This is a genomic window from Streptomyces sp. NPDC043908 (assembly GCF_056435525.1).
This window is the reverse complement of record NZ_JBWKEI010000010.1, coordinates 1-14411: the sequence shown is the minus strand read 5'-3', so window position 1 is coordinate 14411 and position 14411 is coordinate 1. Positions and strand designations below refer to the sequence as shown.

The window sequence follows — 14411 nt, the reverse complement described above, 5'->3', positions numbered from 1 at the left end:
GATACGAGGGACGGACGGGCCCTGCTGAATCGATTCTGCTCAGACCAGCAGGTTGAACATCTGCCAGCCGCCGCCCACCTGGATCCGCGCGGCGAACGGAGCGCCGGTCGCGCTGCCGGTGCCCTTGTAGTACCAGAGCACGCCGGAGGAGTCCCGGGCCACCAGGTCCGGGAGACCGTCGCCGTTCAGGTCGCTCGGGCCGAGCAGGGTGTTGTAGCCCTGCCAGCCGCCGCCGACCTGGACGCGCGGGGCGTACGGGGCCGTCGGCGTGCCGGTGCCCTTGTAGTACCAGAGCACGCCCGAGGAGTCCCGGGCCACCAGGTCGGCCCTGCCGTCCCGGTTCAGGTCGCCGGTGGAGACCATCGCGTTGTAGCCCTGCCAGCCGCCGCCTATCTTCACGCGCGCGGCGAAGGGCGCCGCCGGGGTGCCGGTGCCCTGGTAGTACCAGAGCACGCCGGTGCCGTCGCGGGCGATCAGATCGGCCTTCCCGTCACCGTTGAGGTCACGGGCGCCGGTCAGGAAGTTGTACGTCTGCCAGCCGCCGCCGACCTTGAGGCGCCCCTTGAAGGGCACGTCCGGGTTGCCGCTGCCCTGGTAGTACCAGAGCGTGCCGGTGCCGTCCCGGGCCACCATGTCGCCGGTGCCGTCCGCGCGCAGCGCGGTCATCGCGGAGACGGTGTTGTACCCCTGCCAGCCGCCGCCGACCTTGTACCGCCCGTAGAACGGCGTCGAGGCGCTCCCCGTGCCCTGGTACTGCCAGAGCACGCCGGAGGAGTCCCGGCCGAGCAGGTTGTAGCGGGTGGTGCCGGGGTCGGGGGCGGTGCTGGTCGCCTGCTCGACGTCGGAGGCCTTCACCCACGCCATCCGGTGGTTGTACCGGATGGGGTAGAACGCGTTGGTCTTGCCCTGGACCAGGGTGCGGTCACCGGTGCCGGTGCCCGCGAAGGTACCGGCGAACCAGTAGTCGCCCAGCTGCGCCGGGCCCGCCTGGACGTAGGCCTGGCCGGCCGGGACCGTGTACTTGGTCAGCGAGGCCGAGTTGTTGGCCTGGACCGGGACGTTGGTCCCCGCGTAGGCCGCGTCCTCCGGGTAGGCGCGCCCGTACACCGGGATGGACGCGGCGCCCGCCTTCGGCTTGAGGACCGGCTGACCGGTCTTGCCCACCGGCGCGGTGAAGGTGCCGCCGGGGTTGTGGAACCAGGCCTTCTTGCCGCCGTACCAGATGGCGGTCCAGTCGGTCCGCGCCTCGGCGACGACGTACTGGCCGCCGGCGACGACCTTGTTGGACCAGTTCGGGCCCTCGGTCGCGGTCTGGCTGCCGAGGTAGGGGTCGGCCAGCGGCGTGCCCGACGTGGACGGCGTCTCGTACAGGTAGCCGAAGTTCGCCGGACGGCTGTAGGTGCTGCCGTTGTACGTCACCGTGGGCTGGTTGGCCGTGGTGAACGGCGGGACCACGCGGACCAGCTGGCCGGCCTTGAGCGGGCCGCCCGCGCCCTGGTCGCCGCTGGGCGCGCCGACCAGGCTCATGTAGTGGTTCCAGTCCCAGTACGGGCCCGGGTCCCAGTGCTGGGACTTCACATTGGTGTCCAGCACTCCCGGCACCTCGTCGTGGCCGACGATGTGCTCACGGTCGAGCGGGATGGAGAACCGGTTCGCCAGGTACTTCACCAGCGCGGCCGAGGACTCGTACTGAGGCTCGGTGTACCACGTGGCGTTGTCCTTGATGGCATAGCCCTCGTGCTCGATGCCGATCGAGTGCATGTTCATCGTCTTGTTGGCCGCGTGCCAGGCCTCGTCCTTGGTCGCCACCAGCTGGGTGACCAGACCGTCGGAGGCACGGACCATGTAGTGCGCGCTGGCGTACGACGCGGGGTCCTGGAAGGTCCGCAGGGACCCGTCGTAGCCGCCCTCGGTGTCGTGGATGACGAGGTAGCGGATGTCCTCGCCGTTCGTGGGGCGGTTCGACTCGTTGTAGTTGCCGAAGTCGTCCGGCGCGGAGCTGTTCTGCTTGTACGCCGCCGCCCGGAAGTCGCAGTTCAGCCCCGCCGGGCACTCCGGCGTCTGAGCCGTCGTCGCGGTGAACGCCGCCAGCGACATCGTCTCCGGCCTGACCGGCTTCACCGACGGGTCGGCCGGCAGGGCGAGCCGCTGGCCGTCCGCGGTGACGCGGGCCTCGCCCGTCCTGATCGACTCGTACACCCGCTTCGCGAACAGCGACGCGCCCTTGGTGTCCGGCGCCTGGCTGTAGCGGGCCACGGCCGCGTACCAGTGGCCCGCGTCCTCGGGCAGCGAGCCCGTCGCGTCCTTCTGGTACTTCGCGAGCAGCGCCGCGCCCGCGCGGACGGACTGGTTCTCGTCCTCGCGGACCGCGTCCACCGGCTGGTCGATCAGCTTGGCGGCCTCGTCCAGCGTGTGCAGCCGGGGGTCGCTCGTGTCGACGGCCTTCGGCGCCTTCTTCAGGGCGCGCCGGGCGTCGAAGTGCTTCATGACGGCCGGGTCGCCGCTCATGTTGAGGTGCGACAGACGCTCGGCGTCCGTCGGCTGCTCGACGTCGTCCGCCGTCACCCGGGTCAGGCCCATGACGTTGTACGCGCCGGTCGTCGACGGCTGCCCGTCGTGGCTCTCCCACAGCGTCTGCCGGTACGAGACCGCCATCAGCACGCTCTGGGGTACGTGGAACTCGCGCGCGGCGTCGGCGAACCGGGCCTGGAGCTCGGTGGCCGCACCGGCCGGCCCGGTGTGCGCGGTGGCGGGGCCGGGGGAGGCCACCGCCAGCCCGGTGATCGCCGCACCGGCGACGACCGCCGTGCTCACTCCGTAAGCGATCAGCTTCTTCCTGCGGTCTCTGCGGTGTCTCCGCTTCAACGCCCACCCCTGCATCGCTCTGTTGATTTCTGAAGCACTTCTGAAACGCGCAGAGGCTAGCAGGCGGGTCGCCGGGCCCCGTCACCGGGCGGCCGCCCGCGTGTCTCATCAGGTGGGCGGGCGTATGGACTGCTGGGGCGACCCCGTAAGGTAATGGGGGTGACCGTGAACGTAAACACCTGGCGTGACCTTCCCGCGGCGCAGCAGCCCGAGTACCCCGATGCCGAGGCTCTGCGCGATGTGATCGCGGACCTCGAGTCGTATCCGCCGCTCGTCTTCGCGGGCGAGTGCGACCAGCTGCGCGCCCGGATGGGGGCCGTCGCCAAGGGCGAGGCGTTCCTGCTCCAGGGCGGTGACTGCGCCGAGGCGTTCGACGGAGTGTCGGCCGATCACATCAGGGCCAAGCTGAAGACCCTCCTCCAGATGAGCGCCGTGCTGACGTACGCCGCCTCCGTGCCCGTCGTCAAGGTCGGCCGGATCGCCGGGCAGTACTCCAAGCCGCGCTCCAAGGGCACCGAGACCCGCGACGGCGTGACCCTGCCGACCTACCGCGGCGACTCCGTCAACGGCTTCGACTTCACCGAGGCCGCCCGGATCCCGGACCCCGAGCGCCTGAAGCGGATGTACCACGCGTCCGCCTCCACGCTCAACCTGGTCCGCGCCTTCACCACCGGCGGCTACGCCGATCTGCGCCAGGTGCACGCCTGGAACCAGGACTTCGTCAAGCAGTCCCCGTCCGGCCAGCGCTACGAGCAGCTGGCCCGCGAGATCGACAACGCGCTCAACTTCATGAAGGCGTGCGGCACCGACCCGGCCGAGTTCAAGGCCGTCGAGTTCTACGCCTCGCACGAGGCGCTGCTGCTCGACTACGAGTCGGCGCTGACCCGGACCGACTCGCGCACCGGCAAGCTCTACGACACCTCCGGCCACATGGTCTGGGTCGGCGAGCGCACCCGGCAGCTCGACCACGCGCACATCGAGTTCGCCTCCCGCATCAGCAACCCGATCGGGATCAAGCTCGGCCCCACGACCTCGGTCGACGAGGCGCTCACCTACGTGGACCGGCTCGACCCGGACCGCGAGCCGGGCCGGCTGACCTTCATCGTCCGCATGGGCGCCGACAAGGTCCGCGACAAGCTGCCCGAGCTGGTGGAGAAGGTCACCGCCTCCGGCGCGGTCGTCGCCTGGGTCACCGACCCGATGCACGGCAACACCTTCGAGGCGGCCTCCGGCCACAAGACCCGCCGCTTCGACGACGTGCTCGACGAGGTCAAGGGCTTCTTCGAGGTCCACAAGGGCCTGGGCACCCACCCGGGCGGCATCCACGTCGAGCTCACCGGTGACGACGTCACCGAGTGCGTGGGCGGCGGCGACGAGATCTTCGTCGACGACCTGCACCAGCGCTACGAGACGGCCTGTGACCCGCGCCTCAACCGCAGCCAGTCCCTGGACCTGGCGTTCCTGGTCGCGGAGATGTACCGGGACCAGTGATGTACCGGGATCGGTAGGGAGCTTCCTACGAGACGTGGGGCGCGGATCTGTGATCCGCGCCCCACGGGCGTATCCGGGGCTTTTCGTCCCCCGGGACAGCAGGTACGGTTAGGTTAGCCTCACCGAATAGGGGATGGCTGCCGGACCGTTCCTGCCAGGGAGGTGAACCCGCGTGTACGTCTGCTCTTGCTTCGGCATCACCGACAAGCAGGTCGAGCAGCACGCGGCCGCCGGCGCCTGCACCCCGCGCCAGATCGCCTCCGTCACCAAGGCGGGCACGGACTGCGGCTCCTGTGTGCGCACCATCCAGGGTCTGCTGGGCCGGGGTGCCTGCCCGCGCCGGGAGCTGCTGGAGAAGGGCGGGTCCGGCGCGGTCCTCGCCGCCGACCCCGAGCTCGTCGACACCGGACTCGTCGACACCGGGCTCGTCGACGCCGCCTAGGACCCGGGCGCGGGTCCCTGCCTAGCTCTCCGGCTGCTCGATGAGCTGCGCGATGTACAGCGCCTCACCGAGCTTCTCGACCAGTTCGAGCTGGGTGTCGAGGTAGTCGATGTGGTGCTCCTCGTCCGCCAGGATCGACTCGAAGATGTTCGCCGAGGTGATGTCGCCCTTGGCCCGCATGACCTCGATCCCGCGCTTGAGGCGGTCGATCGCCTCGACCTCCACCTGCCGGTCCGCCTGGAACATCTCGGTGACCGTCTGCCCGACCCGGACGTGGAAGAGCCGCTGGTAGTTGGGCAGCCCGTCCAGGAACAGGATCCGGTCGGTCAGCACCTCCGCGTGCTTCATCTCGTCGAACGACTCGTGGCGCGTGTACTTGGCGAGCTTCGTCCAGCCGAAGTTCTCCTGCATCTTCGCGTGCAGGAAGTACTGGTTGATCGCGGTCAGCTCGGCGGTCAGCTGCTCGTTCAGGAACTCGATGACCTCGGGGTCGCCCTGCATCGCAGAGGCTCCTTCCACACGGGTGAGGGGCAGATTCGCGCGCATCCTCGCATCGCGTGCGGGGAGCGTCCAGTAAGTGCACGCTTAGTAGGAGTTGCCCGAATCGGGGCGCCGCTGGTCATGACCACCCCTCGCCGTCTGTCACCATGGAGGCATGGGTCAGCCGGAACGCCCGGAGCAACGGGGAGCAGCGCAGTCGGAGCTTCCCCCGGGGCAGCGGCTCCAGCGCGGCTGGCCGGTCACCCACTACGGTCCGGTGCCCCGGTTCAAGCCGGAGCGGTGGGAGTTCCGGGTCTTCGGGGCCACCGCCGACGGCGACAAGCACTGCTGGAACCACGAGGAGTTCACGGCCCTGCCCTTCGCCACCGTCGTCGCCGATCTTCACTGTGTCACGAAGTTCTCGATGCTGGGGGCCGAATGGGGCGGAGTCCTCGCGCGTACGGTCGCCGAACTCGCGCCGCCCGCCCCGGATGTCACCCATGTGATGGTCTGGGCCGAGTACGGCTTCAGCTCCAATCTGCGCCTCGCCGACTTCCTCTCCGACCGCACGGTCTTCGCCACCCACAAGGGCGGCGACCTGCTGACCGCGGAGCACGGTTTCCCGGTACGGCTGGTCGTCCCGCACCTGTACGCCTGGAAGGGCCCGAAGTGGGTCCGCGGCATCGAGTACATGACGGCGGACCGGCGGGGCTTCTGGGAGGAGCGGGGCTACCACAACGTCGGTGACCCCTGGCGGGAGCAGCGCTACTCGTACCAGGAAGAGCCCGGGGACGGCCCCGAGCTCTGACTCCTGGTGCGTGACGTGCGTACGGTACGTGTGGTGCGTGGCGTGACCGCGGTGCTCAGTGGTGGTACTGGTGCACCACCGCGTGGCCCTTGCCGCGCCCGATCATCCACTTGTTGACCGGTGTGGTGATCACGAAGGCGAGTGCCAGCGAGACCGCGAGCGAGCCCCAGAACAGCACGTCCGAGAGCGTCGCGTCCATGGCGGACGGCCAGAGGGCGATCACCCCGTTGTCGATCAGCTCCATGACGGCGATGGAGAGGGTGTCGGCGGCGAGCGCGACCTTGAACGCGGTGCCGAAGTCGACGCCGGCGCGGGTGATGCCGCGCAGGGTGAGCGAGTAGCCGAAGAAGAAGGCCAGCGCGATGGCCAGCACCATCGTCGGCATGTTGCCCCAGCCGAGCGCGGTGCCCACGATCATGCCGAGCACCTCGCCGATGGCGCACCCGGTGAGGCAGTGCAGGGTGGCCTGGGCGGCCATCGACCAGCTGACCTTGCCGCCGCCGTGGGCGTGGGCGTGGTGTTCGCCGTGGCCCTGGTGTTCACCGTGGCCCTCATGGCCCTCATGGTTCTGAGGGGTCTCATGACCCTCATGACCCTCGTGGCCTTCGTGGCCTTCGTGGCCCTGGTGGTCCTTGTTCGGGCCGTGCTCGTGGTGGCCGTGCTCGGTGTGCGTGTGCGCCTCGTGCCGCATGACTTCCCCCAACGCCGGATGACCGTTCCTGTCGATGACAGGAACGGTATACCCCCTAGGGGTATTCCTCAAGGGAGAAGATCAGGTCCGCAGGGACTTCAGCAGCGCCACGTCCGCCGCCTGTCCCTCCTTCCCGCCGGGCGTCTCGATGATCAGCGGTACGCCCTCGGTCGCCGGGTGTCCGAGCAGCTCGCCGAACGGCTCGGCGCCTATGTGGCCCGCGCCGATGTTCACGTGCCGGTCCAGGTGCGAGTCGACGCCCTCCTTGGAGTCGTTGGCGTGGATCAGCTTCAGCCGCCCCACGCCGACGGTCTTCACCAGCAGGTCCAGGGTCTGCGCCGCCCCGCCGGGCGCGGCCAGGTCGTGCCCGGCGGCGTGGATGTGGCAGGTGTCCAGGCAGACGCCGAGCCGGGGGTGGGCGTCCAGCGCCTCGAAGTACGGGCCGAAGTCCCACGTCCGCGAGCACAGCGAGGACCCCTGCCCGGCCGTCGACTCCAGCAGCAGGAACGGGTCGTCGTCGTGGGTGAGCTCGTCCAGGAGGGGCAGCAGCCGCTCCCGTACCTGCGCCAGCGCCTCGGCGCGCGGCCTGCCGCCGGTCGCCGAGCCGGTGTGCACGACCACGCCGAGCGCGCCGATCTCGCGGCCCCGGCGCAGCGAGTGCCGCAGCGACTCCACCGACCGCTCGGCCGTCGCCTCGGTGTGCGAGCCGAAGTTGATCAAATACGGGGCGTGGACGTACGCGGAGATGCCCCCGGCGGCGCACTCCGCGCGGAACTTCTCGTCCTGGGCCGGGTTGCCGGGCGGTGTCGCCCAGCCGCGCGGGTTGGCGACGAAGACCTGGACGGTCTCGGCGCCGATGTCGCGCGCGTAGGCGAGGCCGGTCGTGGCGAGGCCGCCGGCCACGGGCACGTGGCCGCCGATGGGGTTGCGCATGGGGTGGTTCAGAGTCCCTTGGTCTTGATGGTGATGGTGGAGCCCTCGGGCGCCTGGGAGCCGGCCTCGACGGACTGGCTCGCGATCTCGTCGCTGAGGAACGGGAAGCCGTGGTCGACCTTTACCTTGAAGCCGGCCTTCTCCAGTTCCTTCTTGGCGTCGTCGCTCTTCTTGCCGGTCACCTTGGGCACCGTGACCATGCGCGGGCCCTTGGAGACGGTGAGCGTGACCGTGTCGCCCTTGGCGAGCCGGGAGCCCTCGGCCGCGGACTGGGCGGCGACGCTGCCCGCCTCCTCCGCCGAGTTGACCTGCTCGGGCGCGATGGTCACCTCCAGGCCCGCGTCCTTCAGGGCCGAGGTGGCGTCCTCCACCGAGTCCCCGACGACGCCGGGGGTCTCGATCGGGGCGCCCTTGCTGACGACGAGGGCGACCGCGGTGTCCGCGCGGCGCCGGGCGCCGGCGGCCGGTTCGGTGCTGACGACCGAGCCCTGGTCGATGTCCTCGTCGAACTCCTCGGTGACCGCGCCCGGGGTGAGCCCCGCGTCGGTCAGGGCCTTCTTGGCGTCGTCCAGCGACTTGCCGCCGACGTCCGGGACCTTGACCATCTCGGGTCCGCTGGAGATCACGACGGTCACCGAGGCGTTGCCGCGCACGCGCGCGCCCGTCTCGGGGTCCGTCTCGATCACCGTGCCGCGCTTGACGGTGTCGCTGTGGCGGCGGTCGACCTTCTTCACCGACAGGCCCGCGTCCTCCAGCCGCTTCTTGGCGGCGCTCTCGCTCTGCCCGATGACGGCGGGGACGTGGGTGAACTGGCCGGAGTTGATGTACCAGACCCCGGCGCCGACCCCCAGGACCAGCAGCACGGCGGCGACCACCGTGATCAGGCCGCGCCGGCCGTTCAGGACGAGGCGGGTCCGGCCGCCCCGCGCGCGCGTGGGGGCGGGCCCGGGCGGCGGCAGGGTGAGCCGGCTGGTGCGGTTGACGGAGTCCTGCTCGGCGGGGAGCGGGGCGGCGCCGGGGGTGGGCGGGGTGCCCCGGGGCGGGGTCGCGGCCGCGCGCGGTATGACGCTCGTACGGTCCTCGGAGCCGGTGGTCCGGGCCGTCGGCAGGGCCTGCGGGGGCTCCGCGTCCAGTTGCTCGTCGGTGAGCGCGGCACGGGCCGCGTGGGTCTGCGCGAGCAGGCCCACCGCGTCGTACGGCCGCGCGTCGGGGTGGCGGGCGGTCGCCGACGCCACCAGCTCGTCCAGCTCCGGGGCGAGACCGGGCACGGCGGCGGACGGGGCGGGCACGCCCTCGTGGAGGTGGGCGTAGAGGATCTGGGCGGCGTTCTCGCCGGAGTGCGGCTTGGCGCCGGTGAGCATCTCGTAGAGCACGACACCGCACGCGTAGACGTCGGCGCGGGTGTCCGCGGTGCCCTGCTCGATCTGCTCGGGGGCGAGGTAGGAGACGGTGCCGAGGACGCTTCCGGTGGTGCTGGTGACCGCGTCCACGGCCCTGACCAGGCCGAAGTCGGCGACCTTCACCCGGCCGTCGTCCCCTATCAGCACGTTCTCCGGCTTCATGTCCCGGTGGACGAAGCCGGCGCGGTGGGCCGCGCCGAGCGCGGCCAGGACCGGCTCCAGGATGTCCAGGGCGGCCCGGGGCTGGAGGGCGCCGCGCTCGCGCAGCACGTCGCGCAGGGTGCAGCCCGCCACGTACTCCATCGCCAGGTAGACGTATCCGCCGTCGGTGCCCTGGTCGAAGACGCCGACCACGTTGGGGTGGGCGAGCCGGGCGACGGACTTGGCCTCGCGGATGAACCGCTCCACGAAGGAGCCGTCGGCGGCGAGGGCCGGGTGCATCACCTTGAGGGCGAGCACCCGGTCGAGCCGGGTGTCGACGGCCCGGTAGACCGTGGCCATACCGCCGACGGCGATGCGCGCCTCGACGCGGTAGCGGCTGTCGAGCACCTGCCCGACGAGCGGGTCCTGAAGGGTCGTATCCACGCAGCAGAGTCTACGAGCGGCCTCGGACACGGCTGCCGTCCCGGGTGGGGGTGGGGCGGGACTGAAGCGGAGCTGTGACGTGGGGGTGGGGTGGGGGGCGGTCTTTGTCTGCGGGTGGTGGGGGTTGCTCGCGCAGTTCCCCGCGCCCCTTGAGGGGGTTGCGGTGCGTGTTCGGCAGCGGGTGTTCTGTGGCTGGTCGCGCCCCTGGGGGCTGGGGGCGGTCTTCGTCCGTTGCTCGCGGCGTTCCTTGCGCCCCTTGAAGGGGTTGAGGCTGGGGTGAGCTCTCGGCTGCGGTCGGCGACCCTATGGGCCCGCCGGGCCCTCTCAGGGGCGCGGGGAACTGCGCGACCAGCCCCCACCGGCCCGCAGACGAGAACGCGCCCCAACCGCCCCGCAGTCGAGCGCACCCCACCTGCCCAGGCCCGCCGCCAGGCGCCCCCTCAGAACGCCGGGCGTTCCGGGTCCAGGGCCGCTCGGCCCTCCCGTGGTGACGACGCCTCGGCGAAGTGGCGGCGGGGGATGCGGCCCGCCCGGTACGCCAGGCGCCCCGCCTCCACCGCGTACCGCATCGCCTCCGCCATCAGCACCGGTTCCTGCGCGCGCGTGACCGCCGAGGCGAGCATCACCGCCGAGCACCCCAGCTCCATGGCGAGCGCCGCGTCGGAGGCCGTGCCCGCGCCCGCGTCCAGGATGACCGGGACGGTGGCGCGGTCCACGATCAGCTCGAAGTTGTGCGGGTTGCGGATGCCGAGCCCGGAGCCGATGGGGGAGCCCAGCGGCATGATCGCCGCGCACCCCACGTCCTCCAGCCGCCGGGCCAGCACCGGATCGTCGCTGGTGTACGGCAGCACCGTGAATCCGTCGTCGACCAGCACTTCCGCCGCGTCGAGCAGCTCGACCGGATCGGGCAGCAGGGTGCGCTCGTCGGCGACCACCTCCAGCTTCACCCAGTCCGTGCCGAGCGCCTCGCGCGCGAGGCGGGCGGTGAGCACCGCCTCCCCGGCGGTGAAGCAGCCCGCCGTGTTCGGCAGGACGGAGATGCCGAGCTTCTCCAGGACGGACAGGACCGAGCCCTGCACGGTCGGGTCGAGCCGGCGCATCGCGACGGTCGTCAGCTCCGTGCCGGAGGCGGCGAGCGAGCGCTCCAGGACGTCCAGGCTCGGCGCCCCGCCGGTGCCCATGATCAGCCGTGAGGTGAAGGTCGTACCGCCGAGGGTGAACAGGTCGTCGGCCATGGTCAGCCCCCCTGCACGGCGGTCAGGACCTCGACGCGGTCGCCGTCGCCGAGCGTGGTCGCGGCCCACCGGCCGCGCGGCACCACCGTCTCGTTGACGGCGGCGGCGACCCCGGCGGGCGCGGGGGTCAACGTGGCGACGAGGACGTCGAGGGTGGTGCCGGCGGCGAGGTCGCGCGCCTCGCCGTTCACGGACACGGTCGTCAAGGAGGCGGTCATACGGTCAGCTCCTGCGGTACGGACTCCGCCGGGGCGGAGGTGAAACGGCCGGGGGTGAAGGGGCGCGCCTCGGCGGGCAGTTCGCCGGTGGCCAGCGCGTGCGCCAGCGCGTCGCCGGTGACGGGGGTGAGCAGCACCCCGTTGCGGTAGTGGCCGGTGGCCAGGTGCAGCCCGGGCAGCGCGGTCGGGCCGAGCAGCGGCGCGTTGTCGGGGGAGCCGGGGCGCAGCCCGGCGCGGGTCTCGGTGAGGGGGAGTTCGGTGATGCCGGGCACCAGCTCGTGCGCGTCGCGCAGCAGTTCGTAGACACCGCCGGCGGTGACGGTGGTGTCCCAGCCCAGCTCCTCGCTGGTGGCGCCGACGACGAGCTCGCCGTCGGCGCGCGGCACGAGGTAGACGTGGCTGCCGCGGACCACCGCGCGGACCGTGCGGGACAGGAACGGGGCGTACGCGGGCGGCACGGTCAGCCGCAGCACCTGTCCCTTGACGGGGCGGACGGGAGGGCGCACCTCGTCCGGGACCCCGGCGAGCCGGGCGCTGAGGCTGCCGCCCGCGAGGACGACCTGGTCGGCGGCGAGCTGGGTGCCGTCGGCCAGGACCGCCCCCGCGGCCCGCTCGCGGACCACCGAGAGCCGTTCGGCCCAGCCGTGGTGGAACTCCACCCCGGCCCGCTCGCAGGCCGCCAGAAGGGCCCTGGCGAGGCGGCGCGGGTCGATCTGGTGGTCGCCGTCGACCCGCAGGCCGCCGCGCACGCCGGGCGCCAGCATCGGCTCCAGGCGGCGGCACTCGCGCCCGGTGAGCCACTGGGAGTCGAGCCCGAGGCGCTGCTGGAGCGCGTGCAGCTCGCGCAGATGGGCGCGGTCGTCGGCGTCCAGGGCGACCGCGAGGGTGCCGCAGGCGCGGTAGCCGGTGGTGAGGCCGCTCGCCTCCTCCAGCTCGGACACAAAGTCCGGGTAGCGCCGCGCGGAGGCCAGGTTGAGGCCGAGGAGGGTCTCCTCGCCGTAGTGGAGCTCGGTGACGGCGGCGAGCATGCCGGCCGCGACCTGGGCGGCTCCGCCGCCGGGCGCGGGGTCGGCGAGCGCGGTGCGCATACCTTGCCGCGCGGCCCGCCAGGCCGTGACGAGGCCGATGATGCCGCCGCCGATCACCAGCACGTCCGACCCGTGGGGAACTGCCCCTTTTCGGGATGAATGCATGGGCGTCCAGCCCCTCCCTTCGCCGGCATGACCCGGATCAGGTTCGTACGGTCGGAAGCCGCCGCAGCCTCCCTCTCAGCCCGGTGCGTCCGGGCTCCCGCGAGATGGTTGTCGTGCCGCCGCGCGTCCCCGGGCCGGGGCCTCGGAGTGCGGGCGGTACGTCGGCCAGACTAACCCCAGCGGCCCATCGGCAGTAGGGAGCGTCCGGGCCGGGCTGTCTGACGATTCGTCAGCTGTTTATGGTGATCGGGTGAGCGAACAGCAGACGCATGCGGAACAGCGGCACGTGGTGGTCGTCGGCGCGGGCATGGCCGGGGTCCAGACCGCGGTGGCCCTGCGCGAACAGGGCTTCCCCGGCCGGATCACCCTCATCGGCGCCGAACCCCACCAGCCCTACGACCGGCCCCCGCTCTCCAAGGCGGTGCTGCTCGGCAAGGCCGAGAGCTCGGCCTTCGAGGTGGACTTCGAGGGCCTCGGCGTGGAGCTGCGCCTGGGCGAGCCGGTCATCGGCGTACGCGCGCGTGAGCACGAGGTCGACACCGCGGCCGGGCCCGTCCGGTACGACGCGCTGGTGATCGCCTCCGGCGCCGAACCCCTCACCCTGCCCGGCATCGAGGACCTTCCGGACGTCCATCTGCTGCGCACCCTCGACGACGCGGGGCGGCTGCGGGCGGTGCTCGGCGCGCAGCGGCGCGTCGTGGTCGTCGGGGCGGGCTGGATCGGGGCCGAGTTCGCCACGGCCGCGCGCGAGGCGGGCTGCGCGGTCACTGTCGTCGAGGCCGCGGACCGCCCGCTCGCGGGCGCGCTGCCCGCCGAGGTCACCGAGCCGATGGCCGCCTGGTACGCGGAGAGCGGCGCGGAACTGCTCACCCGCGCGCGCGTGGCGGCCGTCGAGCCGGGGGCCGTCGTCCTCGCGGACGGCCGCAGGCTGCCCGCCGACGCGGTCGTCGTCGGCATCGGCGCCCGGCCCACCACCGACTGGCTGGCGGGCACCGGCATCGAGCGCGGGGCGGAGGGCGCGGTCACCGCCGACGACCGGCTGCGCACCTCCCTGCCGGACGTCTACGCGGTCGGCGACTGCGCCTCCTTCCCCTCGGGCCGGTACGGCGAGCGGCTGCTCATCCACCACTGGGACAACGCCCTCCAGGGGCCGCGCACGGTGGCCGCGGACATCATCGGCGAGGCGGTCCTGCCGTACGACCCGGTGCCGTACTTCTGGTCCGAGCAGTTCGGCAGGTTCGTGCAGTACGCCGGCCACCACGGCGGGGCCGACCGGCTGCTGTGGCGGGGCGACCCGGCCGGCGCCGCCTGGTCGGTGTGCTGGCTGCGCGAGGGCGTGCTCGTCGCCCTCCTGGCCGTCGGCCGACCGCGCGATCTGGCGCAGGGCCGCAAGCTCATCGAGGCAGGTGCGAGGCTGGATCCGGTCCGCGCCGCCGACCCGTCCGTCCCCCTCAAGGCGGCACTCGGCTGACCTCCGGCTACCGAGTGTCAGTCCGGGATGGCACGCTTGTCCCGTGACCGAGATTGACGCGAAAACCGATGCACTCGTCCCCGCCTGGCTCCACCTCCCCGACATCGCGGAGATGCTCGACGTCGAGGTGACGCGGGTGCGGCAGCTGGTCAGGGACGGGCAGCTCATCGCCGTGCGCCGCGGCGAGAACAGGACGTTGCAGGTGCCCGCCGCCTTCATCGACGGCGACAAGGTCGTGAAGGGCCTCAGCGGCACCCTCACCCTCCTGCGGGACGACGGCTACTCCGACCAGGAGATGCTGGAGTGGCTCTTCACCCCCGACCCGACCCTGCCCGGCACCCCCGCGCAGGCCCTGAGCGAGAATCGCGGCACGGAGGTGAAGCGCCGCGCCCAGGCGCTCGCCGTCTGACCCGATCGCCACCAGGTGCGGGGGGGGGGGGGGGGCCCCCCCCCCCCTCCCCCCCCCCCCCCCCCCCCACGCCCCCCCCCCCCCCCCCCCCCCCCCGCCGTGCCGCCCTGGCCGCACTCACCGACGACTGGCTGGCCCAGCTCTTCACCGGAGCCGCCCGCGCGGCCGGGGTGCGCGGCGCCGCCCTGGT

At 72.3% G+C, this 14411-nt stretch carries 13 protein-coding genes and 1 riboswitch; of the genes, 5 read left to right on the top strand and 8 right to left on the bottom strand.

What is annotated here, in order from left to right; all coding sequences use genetic code 11:
• Window positions 1-39: 39 nt before the first annotated feature.
• On the bottom strand, window positions 40-2865 hold the full coding sequence (locus tag AC069K_RS21940; protein WP_365113780.1) for an N-acetylmuramoyl-L-alanine amidase: 2826 nt from the start codon (window positions 2863-2865) through the stop codon (window positions 40-42).
• Window positions 2866-3018: 153 nt separating this feature from the next.
• On the opposite strand from AC069K_RS21940, the gene AC069K_RS21935 reads away from it, so the two are divergent.
• Window positions 3019-4356: a class II 3-deoxy-7-phosphoheptulonate synthase gene (locus tag AC069K_RS21935; RefSeq protein WP_365113782.1), complete on the top strand. Its 1338-nt coding sequence runs from the start codon at window positions 3019-3021 to the stop codon at window positions 4354-4356.
• 172 nt (window positions 4357-4528) lie between these two features.
• The gene (locus AC069K_RS21930; protein ID WP_365106315.1) at window positions 4529-4798 is read left to right on the top strand and encodes a (2Fe-2S)-binding protein; all 270 of its coding nucleotides are present in this window, start codon (window positions 4529-4531) and stop codon (window positions 4796-4798) included.
• 21 nt (window positions 4799-4819) lie between these two features.
• Here AC069K_RS21930 and bfr read toward each other — a convergent pair whose 3' ends face one another.
• On the bottom strand, window positions 4820-5299 hold the full coding sequence (gene bfr / locus AC069K_RS21925) for a bacterioferritin (RefSeq protein WP_188274092.1): 480 nt from the start codon (window positions 5297-5299) through the stop codon (window positions 4820-4822).
• Between the two features lie 154 nt (window positions 5300-5453).
• Here bfr and AC069K_RS21920 point away from each other — a divergent pair, with 154 nt between their 5' ends.
• Window positions 5454-6086: a sulfite oxidase-like oxidoreductase gene (locus tag AC069K_RS21920; RefSeq protein ID WP_358836181.1), complete on the top strand. Its 633-nt coding sequence runs from the start codon at window positions 5454-5456 to the stop codon at window positions 6084-6086.
• A gap of 55 nt (window positions 6087-6141) precedes the next feature.
• Here AC069K_RS21920 and AC069K_RS21915 read toward each other — a convergent pair whose 3' ends face one another.
• The 6 genes from AC069K_RS21915 to thiO form a co-directional block, all read right to left on the bottom strand.
• Complete coding sequence (locus AC069K_RS21915; protein WP_478618795.1) at window positions 6142-6777, bottom strand: DUF4396 domain-containing protein; 636 nt, start codon at window positions 6775-6777, stop codon at window positions 6142-6144.
• Window positions 6778-6858: 81 nt separating this feature from the next.
• Entirely contained in the window at window positions 6859-7710 is an 852-nt protein-coding gene (locus AC069K_RS21910) for a deoxyribonuclease IV (RefSeq protein ID WP_478618792.1), read from the bottom strand.
• A gap of 8 nt (window positions 7711-7718) precedes the next feature.
• Window positions 7719-9695, bottom strand: a complete 1977-nt coding sequence (pknB, locus tag AC069K_RS21905; protein WP_478618789.1) for a Stk1 family PASTA domain-containing Ser/Thr kinase — start codon at window positions 9693-9695, stop codon at window positions 7719-7721.
• Window positions 9696-10135: 440 nt separating this feature from the next.
• Window positions 10136-10930: a thiazole synthase gene (locus AC069K_RS21900; protein WP_365106328.1), complete on the bottom strand. Its 795-nt coding sequence runs from the start codon at window positions 10928-10930 to the stop codon at window positions 10136-10138.
• Window positions 10931-10932: 2 nt separating this feature from the next.
• Window positions 10933-11148: a sulfur carrier protein ThiS gene (gene thiS, locus AC069K_RS21895; protein ID WP_365106331.1), complete on the bottom strand. Its 216-nt coding sequence runs from the start codon at window positions 11146-11148 to the stop codon at window positions 10933-10935.
• Window positions 11145-12341: a glycine oxidase ThiO gene (gene thiO, locus AC069K_RS21890; protein ID WP_478618784.1), complete on the bottom strand. Its 1197-nt coding sequence runs from the start codon at window positions 12339-12341 to the stop codon at window positions 11145-11147. Before thiO ends, thiS begins: the two co-directional genes overlap by 4 nt.
• A riboswitch (TPP riboswitch) is annotated at window positions 12339-12452 on the bottom strand. Its footprint overlaps the gene before it by 3 nt.
• Before the next feature lie 196 nt (window positions 12453-12648).
• Here thiO and AC069K_RS21885 point away from each other — a divergent pair.
• Together AC069K_RS21885 and AC069K_RS21880 are read left to right on the top strand one after the other, a co-directional pair.
• On the top strand, window positions 12649-13812 hold the full coding sequence (locus tag AC069K_RS21885; RefSeq protein ID WP_478619398.1) for an NAD(P)/FAD-dependent oxidoreductase: 1164 nt from the start codon (window positions 12649-12651) through the stop codon (window positions 13810-13812).
• 43 nt (window positions 13813-13855) lie between these two features.
• Window positions 13856-14221, top strand: a complete 366-nt coding sequence (locus tag AC069K_RS21880; protein ID WP_365106337.1) for an Rv2175c family DNA-binding protein — start codon at window positions 13856-13858, stop codon at window positions 14219-14221.
• Window positions 14222-14411: the final 190 nt, after the last annotated feature.